Origin of the sequence: Xanthobacter autotrophicus ATCC 700552 (assembly GCF_043194565.1) — a bacterium.
Classification (GTDB): domain Bacteria; phylum Pseudomonadota; class Alphaproteobacteria; order Rhizobiales; family Xanthobacteraceae; genus Xanthobacter; species Xanthobacter autotrophicus_F.
On sequence record NZ_JBAFVS010000017.1, the window covers coordinates 65,793 to 81,879 of the forward strand.

At 68.2% G+C, this 16,087-nt stretch carries 19 protein-coding genes; 11 read left to right on the top strand and 8 right to left on the bottom strand.

From position 1 onward, the window contains the following. Positions 1-130: 130 nt before the first annotated feature. The gene (locus V5F48_RS17275) at positions 131-841 is read right to left on the bottom strand and encodes a glutathione S-transferase family protein (RefSeq protein WP_394259703.1); all 711 of its coding nucleotides are present in this window, start codon (positions 839-841) and stop codon (positions 131-133) included. 167 nt (positions 842-1,008) lie between these two features. On the opposite strand from V5F48_RS17275, the gene V5F48_RS17280 reads away from it, so the two are divergent. The 3 genes from V5F48_RS17280 (at position 1,009) to V5F48_RS17290 (ending at position 3,188) form a co-directional block, all read left to right on the top strand. After that, positions 1,009-1,722, top strand: coding sequence for a glutathione binding-like protein (locus V5F48_RS17280; protein ID WP_394259704.1), 714 nt, complete (start codon positions 1,009-1,011; stop codon positions 1,720-1,722). 59 nt (positions 1,723-1,781) lie between these two features. Then, on the top strand, positions 1,782-2,372 hold the full coding sequence (locus V5F48_RS17285; RefSeq protein ID WP_394259705.1) for a TetR/AcrR family transcriptional regulator: 591 nt from the start codon (positions 1,782-1,784) through the stop codon (positions 2,370-2,372). A gap of 63 nt (positions 2,373-2,435) precedes the next feature. Continuing rightward, entirely contained in the window at positions 2,436-3,188 is a 753-nt protein-coding gene (locus tag V5F48_RS17290) for a haloacid dehalogenase type II (RefSeq protein ID WP_394259706.1), read from the top strand. A gap of 3 nt (positions 3,189-3,191) precedes the next feature. On the opposite strand, the gene V5F48_RS17295 is transcribed toward V5F48_RS17290, so the two are convergent. From V5F48_RS17295 to V5F48_RS17315, 5 genes are all read right to left on the bottom strand, one after another. Then, positions 3,192-4,028, bottom strand: coding sequence for an anti-sigma factor family protein (locus V5F48_RS17295; protein WP_394259707.1), 837 nt, complete (start codon positions 4,026-4,028; stop codon positions 3,192-3,194). Further along, positions 4,025-4,705, bottom strand: a complete 681-nt coding sequence (locus tag V5F48_RS17300; RefSeq protein ID WP_394259708.1) for a sigma-70 family RNA polymerase sigma factor — start codon at positions 4,703-4,705, stop codon at positions 4,025-4,027. The genes V5F48_RS17295 and V5F48_RS17300 overlap by 4 nt, the downstream gene beginning before the upstream one ends. A gap of 168 nt (positions 4,706-4,873) precedes the next feature. Beyond that, a complete protein-coding gene (locus V5F48_RS17305; RefSeq protein ID WP_394259709.1) occupies positions 4,874-5,248 on the bottom strand; it encodes a cupredoxin domain-containing protein in 375 nt (124 codons plus the stop codon). Positions 5,249-5,289: 41 nt separating this feature from the next. Beyond that, complete coding sequence (locus V5F48_RS17310) at positions 5,290-6,246, bottom strand: metallophosphoesterase family protein (protein ID WP_394259710.1); 957 nt, start codon at positions 6,244-6,246, stop codon at positions 5,290-5,292. 152 nt (positions 6,247-6,398) lie between these two features. Then, on the bottom strand, positions 6,399-7,025 hold the full coding sequence (locus V5F48_RS17315; RefSeq protein WP_394259711.1) for an FMN-dependent NADH-azoreductase: 627 nt from the start codon (positions 7,023-7,025) through the stop codon (positions 6,399-6,401). Positions 7,026-7,120: 95 nt separating this feature from the next. Between V5F48_RS17315 and V5F48_RS17320 the strand changes: the two genes are divergently transcribed. Then, positions 7,121-8,020: a LysR family transcriptional regulator gene (locus V5F48_RS17320; protein ID WP_394259712.1), complete on the top strand. Its 900-nt coding sequence runs from the start codon at positions 7,121-7,123 to the stop codon at positions 8,018-8,020. Between the two features lie 12 nt (positions 8,021-8,032). Here the strand turns inward: V5F48_RS17320 and V5F48_RS17325 are convergent, their stop codons facing one another. After that, positions 8,033-8,962 (bottom strand): LysR family transcriptional regulator, encoded by a 930-nt coding sequence (locus V5F48_RS17325; RefSeq protein WP_394259713.1) that lies wholly within the window; start codon positions 8,960-8,962, stop codon positions 8,033-8,035. 183 nt (positions 8,963-9,145) lie between these two features. Here V5F48_RS17325 and V5F48_RS17330 point away from each other — a divergent pair, with 183 nt between their 5' ends. The 7 genes from V5F48_RS17330 to mtnK all read left to right on the top strand — a co-directional run bounded on the left by V5F48_RS17330 (position 9,146) and on the right by mtnK (position 15,483). Then, positions 9,146-9,697, top strand: coding sequence for a carboxymuconolactone decarboxylase family protein (locus tag V5F48_RS17330; protein WP_394259714.1), 552 nt, complete (start codon positions 9,146-9,148; stop codon positions 9,695-9,697). A 55-nt stretch (positions 9,698-9,752) separates the two neighbouring features. Then, complete coding sequence (locus V5F48_RS17335; RefSeq protein WP_394259715.1) at positions 9,753-10,397, top strand: pyridoxamine 5'-phosphate oxidase family protein; 645 nt, start codon at positions 9,753-9,755, stop codon at positions 10,395-10,397. Between the two features lie 123 nt (positions 10,398-10,520). Continuing rightward, positions 10,521-11,363 carry a TIGR04282 family arsenosugar biosynthesis glycosyltransferase gene (locus tag V5F48_RS17340; protein ID WP_394259716.1) on the top strand — a complete coding sequence of 281 codons (843 nt, stop codon included), beginning with the start codon at positions 10,521-10,523 and terminating at the stop codon, positions 11,361-11,363. 30 nt (positions 11,364-11,393) lie between these two features. Then, complete coding sequence (locus V5F48_RS17345) at positions 11,394-12,491, top strand: radical SAM protein (protein ID WP_394259717.1); 1,098 nt, start codon at positions 11,394-11,396, stop codon at positions 12,489-12,491. Continuing rightward, positions 12,491-13,201: a glycosyltransferase family 2 protein gene (locus V5F48_RS17350; RefSeq protein ID WP_394259718.1), complete on the top strand. Its 711-nt coding sequence runs from the start codon at positions 12,491-12,493 to the stop codon at positions 13,199-13,201. The genes V5F48_RS17345 and V5F48_RS17350 overlap by 1 nt, the downstream gene beginning before the upstream one ends. 64 nt (positions 13,202-13,265) lie before the next feature. Continuing rightward, positions 13,266-14,174: a nucleoside phosphorylase gene (locus V5F48_RS17355; RefSeq protein ID WP_394259719.1), complete on the top strand. Its 909-nt coding sequence runs from the start codon at positions 13,266-13,268 to the stop codon at positions 14,172-14,174. 19 nt (positions 14,175-14,193) lie between these two features. Continuing rightward, entirely contained in the window at positions 14,194-15,483 is a 1,290-nt protein-coding gene (gene mtnK / locus V5F48_RS17360) for an S-methyl-5-thioribose kinase (RefSeq protein ID WP_394259720.1), read from the top strand. Positions 15,484-15,509: 26 nt separating this feature from the next. Here the strand turns inward: mtnK and V5F48_RS17365 are convergent, their stop codons facing one another. Further along, on the bottom strand, positions 15,510-15,974 hold the full coding sequence (locus tag V5F48_RS17365) for a PRC-barrel domain-containing protein (RefSeq protein WP_394259721.1): 465 nt from the start codon (positions 15,972-15,974) through the stop codon (positions 15,510-15,512). Positions 15,975-16,087: the final 113 nt, after the last annotated feature.

Genomic DNA, 16,087 nt, shown 5'->3' on the forward strand with positions numbered 1-16,087 from the left:
GAATTGGCCCGATCCGCAAACCGGGACGTGCCGGGGCTCCGAGCACGCGTCCCGCACTCGCTTGACCCATGGCGAACCGCCGGCGTCGCCGCTCAAGCTGCAACAGCCCGCGCGGCGAACGCCGGCCGGCTCACTCGGCGGCCGCGGGCGGATAGTTGGAGGGGAAGAGGGCGCGGCGGCTTTCCTCGTCGCCGGACGCCTTGAAGCTGTGGTCCTTGCCCACCGCGCGGGCGCGACCCACCGCTGCCCGGCCGTCGATCTCCGCGAACCACCGCTTCAGGTTGGGGAAGCCCGACAGCGGATCGCTCTCCACCTTCAGCACCCGCGCGGCGCGATCGAGCCAGCCCCAGGCGGACATGTCGGCGATGGTGTAGGTCTCGCCCACCATGAAGTGGCGCGCGGCAAGATGGTCGTCGAGCACCTTGTAGTGCCGCTCCACCTCCCGCCGGTAGCGGTTCACGGCATAGTCGAGGCCCTGCGGCGCCGCATGCTGGAAATGCACCGCCTGCCCCGAGAACGGCCCGAGCCCGCTGGCAAGGAAGAGCAGCCAGGACAGAAGCTCCGGCCGGTCCTGCGGCGCGCCGAGGAACCGGCCGGTCTTCTCGGCGAGATAGAGCAGGATGGCGGTGGAATCGAACACCCGCGCCTCGCCGCCGCCGGGACCCTCGGTATCGACGATGGCCGGCACCTTGCCGTTGGGATTGATGGCGCGGAACGCCGGCAGGTGCTGCTCGCCCTTCGCCGTATCGACGGGCACCAGCTCGTAGGGGAGGCCCGCCTCCTCCAGGAACAGGGCGATTTTGGCGGGGTTGGGCGTGGGATGGAAGTAGAAGCGGATCACGGGGCCACCTGTGCCAGGCGGTCCAGGCCTTGCGGCCGGACCGGATTTGCATTTTAGATCGACTGATATAGAATGCACGCTGAAGCGGAGGCCGCAAGGTCCCTCCTGCAAATTCTACGCGGCGCGCCCGTTTCCGCGTAGCGTTCAGCGCATCAAAGAGGCTGAAAATGATCGATCTTTATTATTGGCCGACGCCGAACGGCCATAAGATCACGCTCTTTCTGGAAGAGGCGGGGCTCGATTACCGGATCATCCCGGTGGATATCAGCACCGGAGACCAGTTCAAGCCGGATTTTCTTGCGATTGCGCCCAACAATCGCATGCCGGCCATCGTCGATCATGCCCCTGCCGACAAGGGCGCGCCGATCTCGGTGTTCGAATCCGGCGCCATCCTGCTCTATCTCGCCGAGAAGACCGGGCGCTTCATCCCCTCCGACATGCGCGGCCGCACGAGCGTCACGGAGTGGCTGTTCTGGCAGATGGGCGGGCTCGGCCCCATGGCCGGGCAGAACCACCATTTCAGCCAGTATGCGCCGGAGAAAATCCCCTATGCCATCGAGCGCTACGTGAAGGAGACGAACCGGCTCTACGGCGTGCTCGACCGCCGGCTGGCGGCGAACGCCGAGGCCGGAGGCGCGTTTGTGGCTGGCCCGGACTATTCCATCGCCGACATGGCCATCTATCCGTGGATCGTGCCCCACCAGCGCCAGCGGCAGGATCTCGCCGACTTTCCCCACCTCAGGCGCTGGTTCGAGGCCGTGGCGGCACGGCCGGCGACCATCGCCGCCTATGCCAAAGGCGAGCCCTATTCCAGCCGGCCGGCCGTGACCGAGGAAGGCAAGAAAATCCTCTTCGGCCAGACCGCGCGCCGCGCCGGGTGACGACGAGGCGGGCGGGGGCTAGCCTTGCCCGCATACCCCAACGAAAGACCACGTGAGACATGGCACGGCCAAGGGCGTTCGACGAAACCGAGGTTCTGGACGCGGCGATCCGCTGCTTCTGGACGCACGGCTATGAGGCCACGTCCGTGCGCGACCTTGCGTCCTGCATGGGGCTGACCGGCGCCAGCCTCTACAATGCCTTCGGCGACAAGCACGCGCTCTATGAACGCGCGCTTCAGCGCTATGTGGACGAGAGCGTGGCCGACCGCATCCGGCGCCTCGAAGACCCCGCCATCGCCCCGCGCGCGGCCATCGGCGCCTTCTTCGACGAGGTGATGGAGCGTTCGCTGAACGATCCCGACATGAAGGGTTGCATGCTGGTCAATGCCGCCGTGGAGCTCGGCCCCCACGATCCCGAGCTGCGGGCCGCGGCAAGCCGCACCCTCGGCGAGATCGAGGGCTTCTTCCGCCGTCGCGTGGCGGCAGGCCAGGAGAATGGCACCATCGCCGCCGGCCAATCGGCGGAGGACCTCGCGCGCATGCTGCTCGGCATCCTGCTCGGCATCCGCGTCCTGTCCCGCATCCGGCCCGAGCGGGCGTTGCTGGAAGGTGTGCTGCGTCCCGCCCTCGCCGCACTGGAGCCGCGCTGACCTTCGCGGACGCGGTTTCAGCGCAGCCCTGCCTTCAAAACCGATCCGAAGGGAGAGACGCCCATGATCAAGGCTTTCATATTCGACGCCTACGGCACGCTCTATGACGTGCAGTCCGTCGCCGACGTGACCGACCGGGCGTTTCCCGGCCATGGCGAGATCATCACCCAGATCTGGCGGATGAAGCAGCTGGAATACAGCTGGCTGCGCTCGCTCATGGACGACTACCGCGACTTCTGGACCGTGACGCGGGAGGCGCTGGCCTACACCCTCGGCGTGCTCGGCCTCTCGCCCACCGCCACCCTCTTCGACGATATCGCCGAGGCCTACAATCGCCTCGCCCCCTATCCGGACGCCGTGGCGGCGCTTGGCGGCCTGTCCGGCGTGCGCCGCGCCATCCTGTCCAATGGCAGTCCCCAGATGCTCGATGCGCTGGTGGGCGGCTCTGCCCTGCGCGACCTCATCGAGACCACCATCAGCGTGGACGAAAAGCGCGCGTTCAAGCCCGATCCGCGGGCCTACGAGCTGGTGGAGGAGCGGCTCGGGGTGAAGCCGCACGAGGTGGTCTTCGTCTCCTCCAACGGCTTCGACATTGCCGGTGCCAAGCGCTTCGGCTTCCGCGTCGCCCGTATTGTGCGCGTGCCCCAGGCTGCGCTCGCCCAAGACATTGCCGCAGACATGACCCGCACCGCCGGAGCGCTACGGCCGGCGACGCTCTACAAGGCATTGCGGACGCAGGAGGAAGCCCTTGGCCATGCGCCCGATTTCGTGGTCTCCTCGCTCGCCGACCTGTCGCGCCTCGCCGTCGCCGGCTGAGCCCTATTTCGGCAGCGCCTCCAGGAAGTCCTCCTGGAATTCCTCGAGTTCCACCGTGTTGAGGTCGGAGATGGCCCAGTAGGTCAGGCCGGCCTCGGACCAGTTGAGAAGGGTGTAGCCCTCATGGGCGCGCGCCATGAACGCCTTGGCCAGGTGCGCGTCGGAACCGGCGGGCCAGACGAAGACGTTGATGACATGCCCATTGCGGCGATAGACAAGGGCCGCCACCACCCGCCCGCCGATATAATCGAGCCGCCCCCCCGCCAGCGGAAAGCCACGCGCCGCGAGATCCACCACCGGGGGCGAGAAATCGATCTTGCCGCCGAACCAGGGCTTCACCGTGTGCTGGTTCGAGCTTGCCACGTCGGTGAGATGCTCCGCCAGCAGGGAGCGGACATGGCCGGCGACCAGTTCCTGCTCCAGCGATGGCCCGCCCCTCGGCGGCAGCACCACGAGCAGCAGCGCCGCCGCGAGCACCGCCAGCGAGGGAATGGCGCTCCATCGCTGGAGGGAAGGCAGCATGGCGCGTAGACGGCCCATGAGCCCCGTGATCCCGGCGGGCCGCTCCAAGGGCGGGGCCGTCGCCGCGCTTCGCTCCCGTGCGAGAGCGGTCATCACGCTGTCGCGCAGGGCCAGCGGGGCGCGCCAGCGCACGTCGTCCAGGGTGATGAGTTGCCGGACCCGCGTCATGCGTTCGAGGGCGCCTGCGCATGCGGGGCAATCGGCAAGGTGGCGCTCCACCTCCATCACATGGGCGGCGTCCAGTTCGCCGTCGAGATAGCCGTTCAGCAGCGCCTCCCATTCGGCGCAGGGCCCGGCTTCGGGGGTGGGCGTGCTCATGGGGCCGCCTCCCTGTCTGGCGCGGCGCGCGACCAGAGGTCCGCGAACAACCGGCGCGCACGGGACAGGCGCGACATCACCGTGCCCACCGGCACCTTCGCGATCTCCGCGATCTCGCGGTAGGACAGCTCGTCCAGCTCGCGCAGCACCAGCACCTCGCGCAGCGGCTCGGGAAGATGTTCCAGCAGCGCGCGCACGGCTTCCGCTTCGGTGCGGCGCAGGAGAAGGCTTTCGGGCGTGTCCCCGTCAACAAGAAGAGCGGCCGCATCGTCCGGCGTCTCCCCTTCGGCGTGCGGCAGGGGGGCGGACTGCGGCAACCGCCGACGCTTGAGACGCCATGTTGCATGGCAATTGCGCACGATGGCGAGCAGCCACGCCCGCGGGCTCAGCCCGCGGAAATCGGCGAAGCTGCGATAGGCGCGCAGGAAGGCGTCCTGCACGATGTCCTGCGCCGCATCCGGATCCCGGCTCAGATAACGCGCCAGATTATAGGCCGCATCGAGGTGCGGCAGGATCAGCGCATCGAACCGCGCCGCCCCGGCCGCATCCAGGCCGCGATCGGCGGCAGGAACAGCAGCGGCCTGCTCATGGCGGCCAGACAGAAAAGCCTTGCTCCAGACCCGCGGGGTGCGCGGGCGGGCGATTTCGGGCACCAAGGCGGCGAGGCCGAGGACCACGGCCCACCATCCGCGCCGCCGGACGAAAAGCGCGCCCGCCCCTCCCGCCTCCCCGGCGGGACACCCCAGCGGGTATCCCGGACCTGTTGCCAGCATCGACCTGCCCCGCTTCCTCAAGCTCTATCGCAGCGGAACCCCGTGTTCCGCTGCGAGTCATATTCGTTGAAATCAGCCCGCAGGTTTCACCACCACCTTGCCAGTCATGTGGGGATGCAGCGAACAGAAATAGGTGAAGTCGCCGGCCGTGTTGAAGGTGAAGGAGAACTTGCCTTCCGTATCGAGAGCCTTGGACCGGAATGCCTGTTTCTTGTCGACCACCGTGTGCGGGATGTCGTCACTGTTCACCCAGGTCACAGTGGTACCGGGCGCTACCGTCACCTCGGCGGGGGTGAAGGTGAAATTGTCGATTGAGACCGTCACCTCCCCACCCGCTGCGGCCGGCCGTGCCGCAAGGCCGAGGGCGAGCGCGAGGAGGGTTGCCGCGAAGAGGGCAGCGGCGGGACCGGACCGCAAGGCGGGAAGCTGCGCGAAGGGCTGACGCACGGAAAACTCCTTTCAGGAAATGGGAAGGGGCAAAGGCGCGCTCAGCCTTCGAGCGGCTGGTCGATGATGGCGAGGGGCTGGGAGCCACGGACGAAGTTCACCGTGGCGATGCCCAGATTCTTGCGCAGTTCGCCCGCCGGCAGCTTCAGCGGGCCGGGCGACGGCGCGCTCCCCGGCGCCGGCTGGGGGAAGGCGGTGGAGCGGGCGGTGTGGAAGGTCACGTTGCCCTCCACCTTCTGCATCACCTGGTGGATGTGGCCGTTCAGCACCGTCACCGAGCCGAAGCGCTTGAGATAGGCCAGCGCCTGCAGCCCGTCCGACGTGCCCCATCCCCATTCGGGATAGACGGTCCAGAGCGGGATGTGGGCGAACACCACGATGGGGGTGGAGGACGGCAGGCCCGCCACGTCGCTCTCCAGCCATTCAAGCTGCTCGGTGCCGAGATTGCCGAGGCCGCCGGCCTTCAGCTCCACCACGTTCACGAGGGCGATGAAGTGGACGCCGTCATGGTCATAGCTGTACCAGCCGGCGCCCTTCGAGCCCTTGCCGTAACGGTCGAGATAGGCCTTGCCCTGCCCATCATCGAGAAGGTCATGCTCGCCCGGCACGTAGAAGACCGGAAGTCCGGCTTCCTTGATGATCTGGTCGGCGTCGTCGAATTCCTTCTCCCGCGACAGGTGGCTGATGTCGCCGGTGTGGATCATGAAGGCCGGCTTCTCCTTCAGCGTCTTGATGCGCGCCACCGCCTCGCGCAACGTCGAGAGGGCGTCCGGGTTGGCCGGCTTGTCGAAGCCCACATGGCTGTCGCTGATCTGGAGGAAGGTGAAGGCCTTGGCCGGCTCCGCCGCCAAGGCGGAGCCAAGGCCGAGGCCGCTCGGCAGGCCACCGGACAGGGACCAAAGGATGCCCGTGCCGGCCCAGGTCATGCATTCCAGGAAGCCGCGGCGGTGGATGCCATCCGCGTCGGGGGCGGGTGTGGTGGTGTCGGATTTGGTCATGGGTCTCTCCGGGTGGGCCGGACACGTCCGGCGCGGGAGAGCGGCGCCCCGAGGGAGCGGCCGCTTCAGCTGGCGTGGGCGGACCCACACCAGCCAAGACCACGGAGCCTTCCGTTTTATTCGCGCACCCGGCGATTTTTCTCCGGAAACTTTCAGGCAGCGAGGGACGGCAGGCTCTCGATGGCTTTCAGCGCCGCATCGAGTGCGGCCGCAGCTGCACCTTCCTCGCCATTGGTTACTTCCACGCCCACCACCTCGATGTTGCGAAAGCCGATGAAGCCGAGCACGTGGGTGATATAGGGCTTGGCATAGTCGAAGGGGGCAAGAGCCCCGCCCGGCTCGTAGCTCCCCGCGCCATAGGCGAGCGCCACATAAGCCGCCTTACCGGTCACGAGGCCCCGGAAGGTGGCGCCGTCATAAGCGACGGTGCGGTGGATGCGCACCACATGGTCGATCCACGCCTTCAGCGTCGAGGGCAGGCCGAAATTATACATGGGCGCCGTGATGAGCAAGGCATCCGCCGTCTCCACCTCCCCGATGAGGCGGTCGGAGAGCCCGGTGGCGGCCCGCATCTCGCCGGTGATCTGGTCCGCCGGAGTGAAAAAGCCTGCAATGGTGGTGGCGTCGATGTGCGGAACGGGATCGACCGCGAGGTCCCGCCGGACCACCGCGCCGCCGGGAGTACTCGCGCGCCAGCGTGCCTCCAGCGCATCGCCAAGGTGCCGCGACCGCGAGCCCTCGATCCGCGCACTGGAATCGATCCGAAGCAAAGTCTTCATGCCAAGATACCTCCAAAAGCAGAGGCAAGATGGCGCGTGCTCACGGCGGTGAAAAATGGTGGCTGCGACAGTACATTCGTGCATAACCTGCACGAATGGACACGACCCAGCTGCGCATTTTCGTCCACGTGGCGAGACGGGGCAGCTTCGCCGCTGCGGCCCGCGACCTCGACATGGACGCTTCCGCCGTCTCCCGTGCCGTGGCGGCACTGGAAGCGGAGCTTGATGCCCGGCTGATGCACCGGACCACGCGCACCATGTCGCTGACCGAGGCGGGGCTGGCCTATCTCGCTCGTGTGGAGCCCATCCTCGACGAGCTCGATCGCGCCCGCGACGAGGTGGCATCCGCGCGCGAGGAGCCGGTGGGCACGCTCCGGCTGACGGCCTCCGTCGCTTTCGGGGAGGCCTGCCTGATGCCGCTGCTGCCGGAAATGCGCATGCGCTTTCCCCACCTCAAGCTCGATCTCATCCTCACCGACACGAACCTCGACCTTGCCGCCGAGCGCATCGACATGGCGCTCAGGCTGGCGCCAGATATGCGGGCGGACGTGATCGGAGTGAAGCTGTTCGCCACCCGCTACCGGGTGGTGGCGAGCCCCGATTATTGCGCGCGGGAGGGCGCCCCGCGCTCGCCGCAGGAGGTGGGGAAGCATTGCGCCATCGTGTTCGGCCTGCCGGACTTCCGCCTGCGCTGGCTGTTTCGCCGCGACGGCCAGGTGGAGGAGGTACCGGTGCGCGGCGATATTGCCATATCGAGCGGCCTCGCCATCCGCCACGCGGCCCGCGACGGGCTGGGGCTGGCGCTGCTACCGGACTGGCTGGTGGGGCCGGACCTTGCGGCCGGCAGACTCATCGACCTCTTTCCCGACCACGACATCGCCGCCACCTCGTTCGACACCGCTGCCTGGCTCATCTATGCCAGCCGCCGCTACACTCCGAAGAAGGTGCGGCTCATGACGAAGTTCCTGCGCGAGCGCCTCGGCAGGCCCGGCTGAGCGTCACGCCATTCAAGCCAACCCCGAAGAAACCGGCAGGGCCGCGAGCCGCGCCCTCAGGCGGGGCACCGCGAAATCCACGAAGGCACGCAGCTTCGCCGCCTGCAGGCGCGCGCCCGGATAGACCACATGCACCGGCAGCGGCTCGCCCTCGAAATCCTCCAGCACCAGGCGCAGGCGCCCGGCGGCCACCGCCTCCTCTACCTGATAGGACAGCACGCGGGTGACCCCTCGGCCGCGCGCCGCCGCCGCGATGGCAGCATCGGCGCTGTTGACGGTAAAGCAGGCCGTGACGCTCACCTGCTTGCGCGCACCGCCCGAAGGCCCCGCCGCGAAGGTCCACACCGCGTTCTCGGTGATCTGCGAGAACGAGATGACCCGATGCGTCGACAGGTCCGCCGGCACGGTGGGAGTGCCGCGGGCGGCGAGATAGTCCGGGCTCGCGCACACCACGCGCCGCACTTCGCCGACCCGCGTGGCGACAAGGCTTGAATCCGGCAGATGGCCGATGCGCACCGCCGCGTCATGGCCTTCGTCGACCAGATTGACCACCCGGTCCACCAGCAGCAGCCGCGCCTGCAGCGCCGGATATGCCTCCAGGAGATCCTCGATCACCGGCGCCACGTGCAGGCGGCCGAACATGACCGGCGCGGTCACGGAAAGGATGCCCCTGGGATCGGTGCGCTCGCCGGCGGCCAGCAGGTCCGCCTCGGCGAGATCGGCGAGGATGGCTCGGCATGACGCGAGATACAGCTCGCCCGCCTGGGTCAGGTGCAGGGCGCGCGTGGTGCGGTGGAGGAGGCGCGTACCGAGATGCTCCTCCAGCTGCGCCACCGCCCGCGTGATCGCCGCCGGCGAGCGGCCGAGCCGGCGCGCGGCGCGGGCCAGGCTGCCTTCGTCGAGAGCCGTGACGAAGGCAGTCATGGCGTCGATGCGGTCCATGCCTTGATTTCACTTTTCGAAAGAATAGCTTTCAAACTCTACTCATTCTGCACAACGACGGGAAGGCCTAGCTTTTTCCCACGGCGCCCCATGAAGAGCCGGAGGCGACGCGGCCGCAGCGGCTTCGTCCCGCCCTCCGCCTCTGCCCCCACGGGCAGGGACGCCGAAGGAAGGATCAATCCCATGAGCCGCGTTCCCGCCCTCGACCCCGCCGCCGCCACCGGCAAGGCGAAGGATCTTCTCGCCGCCGTCGCAGCCAAGTTCGGCTCCACGCCCAACCTGTTCAAGGTTGCGGCCCAGTCCCCGGCCGCTCTCGAGGCCCTCATCGGCCTGTCCGGCGCCCTCGGCGGCGGCGCGCTGCCGGCCAAGATCCGTGAAAGCCTCGCCATCGCGGTGGCCGAGGTGAATGGCTGCGACTATTGCCTCTCCGCCCATTCGCTCATCGGCAAGGGCGCCGGCCTCAGCGACGCCGACATCAGCCAGGCCCGCGCCGGCCGCGCCGCCGACAGCAAGGCCGAGGCGGCGCTTTCCTTCGCCCGCGCGGTGGTCGCGAGCCGCGGCAAGGTGAGCGATGGAGACCTCGCCCACGCCCACCAGGCCGGGCTGGGCGACGGCGATATCGTGGAGATCGTGGCGCAGGTCGCCATGAACATCTTCACCAACTATCTCAACAACGTCGCGGAAACCGAGATCGACTTCCCGGTGGTGCGCTCCGGCGCCCCGCGCGCGGCCTGACATCCCATCGGCCGGGACCGTCAAGCGGTCCCGGCCTCCCTCTGGAGGATTTGCCATGCCCGATCCGTCAGACCCGCTCCATCCGGCGCCTGCCAGCGACATCGCCTTCACGCCCGCGGTGAAGGCGGCGCAGGCTGAGCGCGGCTCGCGCGCCATGTATGCTCGCGTGGAAGCACGCGGCGGCTTCCGCACCCGCATCACGCCTGACCTCGTCGCCTTTCTCGGCGAGCTGGACTCCGCCTATCTCGCCACAGCCAACGCGACAGGACAGCCCTATGTGCAGCATCGCGGGGGGCCGAAGGGCTTCATCCGAGTGGTGGACGAGGAAACCCTCGGCTTCGCCGACTTCAGCGGCAACCGCCAGTATGTGACGCTGGGAAACCTGAGCGAGAACAGCAAGGCCTTCCTGTTCCTCATGGATTACGCCCATCGCCGCCGCATCAAGATCTGGGGAGAGCTTCACGCGGTGGAGAACGACCCGGATCTCGTCGCCCGCCTGATGCCCGAAGACTACGGCGCCCTGCCGGAGCGCGCCCTGCTGTTTCGCGTGCGCGCCTGGGACATCAACTGCCCGCAGCACATCCCGCAGAAGATCGACGCACCCCTCGTCGCCGCCGCGCTGAAGGAGCGCGACGACCGCATCGCGGCGCTGGAGGCGGAGGTCGCGTGTCTGCGCGCGCGGCTCGACGCGCGCGGATAGTGCCGGGAAGGCCGGCGACCACGATGGCTGAAGGATACGCGTTCACTCCTTCGTGATGCCTGTAACGCGCGGCCTGCGGCGAGCGAATTCCAAACCAATGACACACCAGAGCGGGGGCTTGCGATGACTGAAGGACCAGGCGGCATTTCCAGTTCCGGCGCGTCCAATTCTCGCGTGTCCACGTCCGGCATCTTCTCCTGCGCCATCGCCGTCATGGCGAAGGCCTCGGCGGCGGGGCGCACCAAGACGCGGCTCTGCCCACCGCTTTCGCCCCACGAGGCCGCCGCCTTCAACACCGCCTTCGTGCAGGACATCGTGGGCAACATCCTCGCCGCCGGCGCGCTCGCACGGCTGACGCCCTATGTGGCCTACGGGCCGGCGGGCGCGGGCCACTTCTTCGATGCCATTCTGCCGCCCGGCGTCGGCCGCATCGAGGCGGCGCTGCCCGGCTTCGGCGCATGCCTGCGGGCCACCATGGGCCACCTCTTCGCCTTGGGGCACCCGGCGGCGGCCGTGCTCAATTCCGACAGCCCCACTTTGCCCCCTGCCCTCCTCGTCGAACTGGCCCACGCGCTGGCGCAGCCGGGCGAGCGGGCGGTGCTCGGCCCCTCCACGGACGGTGGCTATTACGTGCTCGGCCTCAAGACCCCACGCTGGCGGCTGTTCGAGGACATCGACTGGAGCACCGAGCGCGTCTGCCAGCAGACGCTGGAGCGCGCCGCCGAGATCGGCCTCGACGTTCACCTGCTGCCGGCCTGGTACGACGTGGACGATGCCACCGCGCTGCGACTTCTGCACGGCGAGGTCATCCAGGCCGTGCCTTTCGGCACGTCCGGCCTTCAGCGCGGCGTTGCCCGCCATACGGAACGGCTGATGCGCCGCCTGCTCGCCTCCCAGGACCTTGCCGAACGCCTCGGCCTGCCCACCGAGATGCCTGGCGATTTCCCGCAGCGCCGCGCCTCGTGAACGATCCATCCCTTTGACGGACAATGCCCCATGAACGTGATCACACCCGGTGGCCCCCTCGATGCCCGTCGCTATTTCGAGCGGGCGGAGACGAACCGCACCAGCGTTCCGGTCAAGAAGCCGGTGTGCCTCTATCTGGAGACCACCAACCGGTGCAACCTTTTATGCACCACCTGCCCGCGCACCTATGAGGAGCTGGAGCCCCCCGCCGACATGAGCTGGGAGCTGTTCACCTCCATCGTGGACCAGATTCCGGACCTGGAGCGCTGCGTGCTGCACGGCATCGGCGAGCCCATGCTGGTGCCTGACCTCGACAAGATGGTCCGTTATCTCAAGGATCGCGGCACCTATGTGCTGTTCAACACCAACGGCACGGTGCTGAACGAGAAGAACGGCCGCGCCATGATCGACGCCGGCCTCGATGAGCTGCGTGTGTCGCTGGATGCCGCCAATGCGGCCTCTTACCGCGCCATTCGCGGCAAGAACTACTTCGATCGCATCCTCAAGAACGTGCGCGCCTTCCGCGAATTGCAGGAGCGCGAGGGCCACGTCAACCCGCGCGTGTCCGCCTGGCTCACCGGGCTGAAGGAAACCATTTCCGAACTGCCGGCCTTCGTGAAGGTGGCCGCCGAGCTGGGCGTCAAGGAAGTCTATCTCCAGCGCCTCGTCTTCTTCGAGCAGGAGGCCATCGGCCTCGCCCGGCCGGACCAGGCGCTCTACGAGCAGATCAATTCCGACGAAGCGCGCTACATCGCCGAGGCGACTGAGATCGCCCGCTCGCTGGGCATGGTCTTCTCCGCCTCCGGCGCCGCCGCCGAGCCGGGCCTGAGCCTGAAGCGGGCGGAAAGCGGCTCGCCCGCATCCCCGTCTCCCGGATCCCCATCCCCGTGGTCCATGTGCCGGCGTCCGTGGACGGTGATGTATTTCACCGCCAATGGCCGTGCCCTGCCCTGCTGCATCGCGCCCTTCTCCCAGCGCGGCTACGAGAATTACACGCTCGGCGACGCCACGCGGCAGAGCCTGTCGCAGATCTGGGAAGGCGAGGCCTATCGCGGCTTCCGCGACGGGCTTTTGTCAGAAACACCGCCCGCCGCCTGCGCCAATTGCGGCCTGAGGTGGAGCCTGTGATGGCCCCGGAAAATCCCCTGCGCATCGCCCTCGTCATCCCGACCCTGAACGAGGCGGAGGCCATCGGCGCGACCCTCGCGGAAATCCCCACGGGCGTGGTGGACGAGATCATCGTCGCCGATGGCGGCTCGAGCGACGCTACCCGCGAGATCGCCATAGCCCGCGGCGCCACCGTGCTCGCCTCCGGCCGGGGCTTCGGCAGAGCTTGCCTGGAGGGCGTGTGCGAGGCCCGGTCGGCCGACATCATCGCCTTCATGGATGCCGATGGCGCCGACGACCCCGCCTTCCTGCCTGCGTTGCTGGCCCCGCTGAAGGCCGGGACGGCGGACTTCGCCATCGCCTCGCGCACCCGCGGCGTGCGGGAGCCGGGCAGCATGGCATGGCACCAGGTGGCGGCGGGCCGTGCCGCCGGCTGCGCCATGCAGGCGCTCTACGGCGTCGCCTATTCCGACATGTGCACCTTCCGCGCCATCCGCCGCGATGCGCTCGTGGGTCTCGGCATGCGGGAGCTGACCTACGGCTGGAACATCGAGATGCAGATGCGCGCGGCCCGTGCCGGCCTGCGCATCGTCGAGATCCCGGTGGCCTATCGCCGACGGCGGGGCGGCGTGTCCAAGGTCGCCGGCAACCTGGGCACCACGCTCACCGCCGGCACGCGCATCGTCTCCACCTTCCTGCGGGTGGCGACCCAATCGTCCAGGCCCGCCTAGAGCGTTTTCCGTTCGCTCCGGCTCACGGAAAACGCTCCGGCCGAACAAGATGTGAGACCCTTCCATGCTGCTACAGCCCCTGCTCGATCCCGCCGAAACCGAACGCCCGGTGCGCACGCCGCTTCCCTCCGGTTCATTGACGTCCGGCTCATTGACCTCCAGTTTTCTGCCGCTGATCGAGCGGGCCGACCATCGCGCCCCGTCCGTTTTCCGGCCGGAAAACATGATGCGCGAGGCGCGCCGGCAGAAGGGACTGGCGGCGGGGCCGGTGCCGCGCATCGTCCTGCTCGATCCCGACGGCGACATGGTGGACTATGTGCGCGCCCATCGCGCCGCGCGGCGTTCCACGGTCTGGGCCTGTTACCACACCGACATGTGGGAGTGGGAGGAAGAGGGCCTTGCCTTCGGCATCGTCGGCTATGCGGTCGGCTCGTCCTTTTCCGTGCTGGTGGCCGAGCAGGCCTTCGTCTGCGGCTGCGAGCTTCTGATTTCCGTCGCCTCCGCCGGCCAGATCGCCGACCATGCGCCGCCCTCCTACCACATCCTCATCGACCGGGCGCTGCGCGACGAGGGCACGAGCTATCATTACCTTCCGGCCTCGCCTTTCGCGGCGGCGGATCCTGCTCTCATCGCCATGGCCCGCCGAGCCTTCGCCCGTGCCGACGGCCCGGTGCTGACGGGCGCCACCTGGACCACCGACGCCCCCTTCCGCGAGACCGAAGCCGCCATCGCCCGCCGCAAGGCCGAGGGGCTGCTGGCGGTGGAGATGGAGGCGGCCGCCCTCTACGCCTTCGCCCGCGCGCAAGGCCGGCCGGTGCTGTGCCTCGCCCATGTCACCAACCAGCTCGGTTGCGTGGATGGCGACTTCGAGAAGGGCGACCACAACGGCGCCTGCCGCTCCATCGCGCTGGCCGCCGCATTCGCTTTGGCGTGGGACGCCGGGGCGCTCGCCGACCTACCCGCCGCCCGCTGAGAGAGGGAGCCAGACCGCCATGCTCGAGCGCACCTCCTACCACCCCCTCGATTGCGAGAGCCTGCCGCTGCGCCTCGGCGCGCGGGCGGAACTCCTCGCCCCCCTCGGCCCTGCCACGGGATGGCGGGTGCGCGAGGTGGGCGACGGCAACCTGAACCTCGTCTTCATCGTGGAGAGCGAGAGAGGCTCGCTGGTGGTGAAACAGGCGCTGCCCTACGCCCGCGTGGTGGGCGAAAGCTGGCCCATGTCGCTGGACCGCGCCTTCTTCGAGCATGAGGCCCTGAAAAGGCTGGGCGCACGCGATCCCGGCCGCGTGCCCGACCTGAAGCTGTTCGACCCCGCGCAGTCGCTCCTCGTGATGGAGCATCTGACGCCCCACAAGGTGGTGCGCCGGGCACTCATGGAAGGCGAGGAATTACCGCTTCTCGGCGAACACCTTGGCCTCTATCTCGCCCGCACCCTGTTCCGCGGCTCCGACTGGTCCATGCCCACCGCCACCCGCAAGGCCGACCTTGCCCTGTTTGCCGGAAACGTGGAACTGGCCGGCATCACCGAAGAGCTGGTCTTCTGCGACCCGTTCAAGGATGCCCCCCTCAACCGGCACACGCCGGGACTTGAGGCGACCGTGCAGGCGGTTCGCGCCGACCGTGCCCTGAAGATCGCCGCCCAGGAGATGAAGGCGCGCTTCGCCACCTGTGCCGAAACCCTGCTGCACGGCGATCTGCACACCGGTTCGGTGATGGCGACGGCGGATGACACCCGCGTCATCGACGCCGAGTTCGCGCTTTATGGCCCCATGGGGTTCGATGTGGGCGTGCTGCTGGCGCACTTGTGGATGGCCTATTTCACCCGCAAGGCTCACCGCCCCGACGCGCGCACCGCGGCCCTGGCCGGGGACCAGCTGCTTGCCACGGCGGAGACATGCTGGGGCGTGTTCGCGGCGGAATTTTCCCGCCTGTGGCGCACCGAGCGCACCGGCATCCTCGGCGGGCGCGACCTGTTCGAGGACCAGGGCGATGCCGTGGGCAGCGAAACGGCTCTCGCCCGGCACCTCGACACCGTGTGGCGCGATGCGCTGGGCTTTGCCGGCATCGAGATTCACCGTCGCATCCTGGGGCTTGCCCATGTGGCGGAGTTCGAGACCATCGCCGATACGGGCCTGCGCGCGGCACTGGAGCGCACGGCGCTGGCCTTCGGTCGCCACCTGGCGCTGAACCGGCGCGACGTGAACACGATGGAACTGGGCACGGAGGAATTGGGCACGGTGGATGCGGTGAACCGCATCGCCCAAAGCATGGAGGGGCGGTGATGGGCCGCCCCCTCCCCGCTCCGGCTTCACCTGCGGGTAATGGCGATCCGGATGATCTCGTCGCCGGATATGGGCGCGCCATCCTTCGCCGCCCAGCCAGCCCGCTGGGGCAGATCGGCGCGGGGAATATCGAGCAGGGCAATCTGGCGGCCGAGAATGGCCACCGTCTCGATGGGCACCGCCACCGGCCGGCCGCCATGGCCGAACCAGCCGCCCACAGGCACCACCAGCACGATGCCGCCCTCGGGCGTGCGCGCCACCTCCCGCACATAGCCCAGCGTGCGATCGTCGAAATCGAGCAGCGGAAGCCCGACGAGGTCGCCCACGCGCACCTTCTGGGGGAAGCGCGCGGCCATGCGCTCGGCGGGGGTGAGGTCATTGTCGGCCGGCCCGGCCTGGGTGTTGGCGTGCGGCGGCCCTCCCGCGACGGCGGAGGCGACGGGCGTCGCGCAGACGAGGAACAGGGCATAGAGCACGGGGGCTGCACGCATGACATCGATCCCTTCAACAAACATGATCTGCACGAATCTATACATCAAAAACTAAATGAATGAAATATATAAATACATAAAATGTAAAAATGATTACATAAATGTCTTGCGGA

Coding starts and splice junctions, on each gene's coding strand:
- V5F48_RS17310 (WP_394259710.1), bottom strand. CDS start 6,246: ATGACCAAATCCGACACCACCACACCCGCCCCCGACGCGGATGGCATC.
- mtnK (WP_394259720.1), top strand. CDS start 14,194: ATGCTCGAGCGCACCTCCTACCACCCCCTCGATTGCGAGAGCCTGCCG.
- V5F48_RS17280 (WP_394259704.1), top strand. CDS start 1,009: ATGATCGATCTTTATTATTGGCCGACGCCGAACGGCCATAAGATCACG.
- V5F48_RS17365 (WP_394259721.1), bottom strand. CDS start 15,974: ATGCGTGCAGCCCCCGTGCTCTATGCCCTGTTCCTCGTCTGCGCGACG.
- V5F48_RS17330 (WP_394259714.1), top strand. CDS start 9,146: ATGAGCCGCGTTCCCGCCCTCGACCCCGCCGCCGCCACCGGCAAGGCG.
- V5F48_RS17285 (WP_394259705.1), top strand. CDS start 1,782: ATGGCACGGCCAAGGGCGTTCGACGAAACCGAGGTTCTGGACGCGGCG.
- V5F48_RS17350 (WP_394259718.1), top strand. CDS start 12,491: ATGGCCCCGGAAAATCCCCTGCGCATCGCCCTCGTCATCCCGACCCTG.
- V5F48_RS17335 (WP_394259715.1), top strand. CDS start 9,753: ATGCCCGATCCGTCAGACCCGCTCCATCCGGCGCCTGCCAGCGACATC.
- V5F48_RS17315 (WP_394259711.1), bottom strand. CDS start 7,025: ATGAAGACTTTGCTTCGGATCGATTCCAGTGCGCGGATCGAGGGCTCG.
- V5F48_RS17295 (WP_394259707.1), bottom strand. CDS start 4,028: ATGAGCACGCCCACCCCCGAAGCCGGGCCCTGCGCCGAATGGGAGGCG.
- V5F48_RS17320 (WP_394259712.1), top strand. CDS start 7,121: ATGGACACGACCCAGCTGCGCATTTTCGTCCACGTGGCGAGACGGGGC.
- V5F48_RS17325 (WP_394259713.1), bottom strand. CDS start 8,962: ATGGACCGCATCGACGCCATGACTGCCTTCGTCACGGCTCTCGACGAA.
- V5F48_RS17340 (WP_394259716.1), top strand. CDS start 10,521: ATGACTGAAGGACCAGGCGGCATTTCCAGTTCCGGCGCGTCCAATTCT.
- V5F48_RS17345 (WP_394259717.1), top strand. CDS start 11,394: ATGAACGTGATCACACCCGGTGGCCCCCTCGATGCCCGTCGCTATTTC.
- V5F48_RS17290 (WP_394259706.1), top strand. CDS start 2,436: ATGATCAAGGCTTTCATATTCGACGCCTACGGCACGCTCTATGACGTG.
- V5F48_RS17355 (WP_394259719.1), top strand. CDS start 13,266: ATGCTGCTACAGCCCCTGCTCGATCCCGCCGAAACCGAACGCCCGGTG.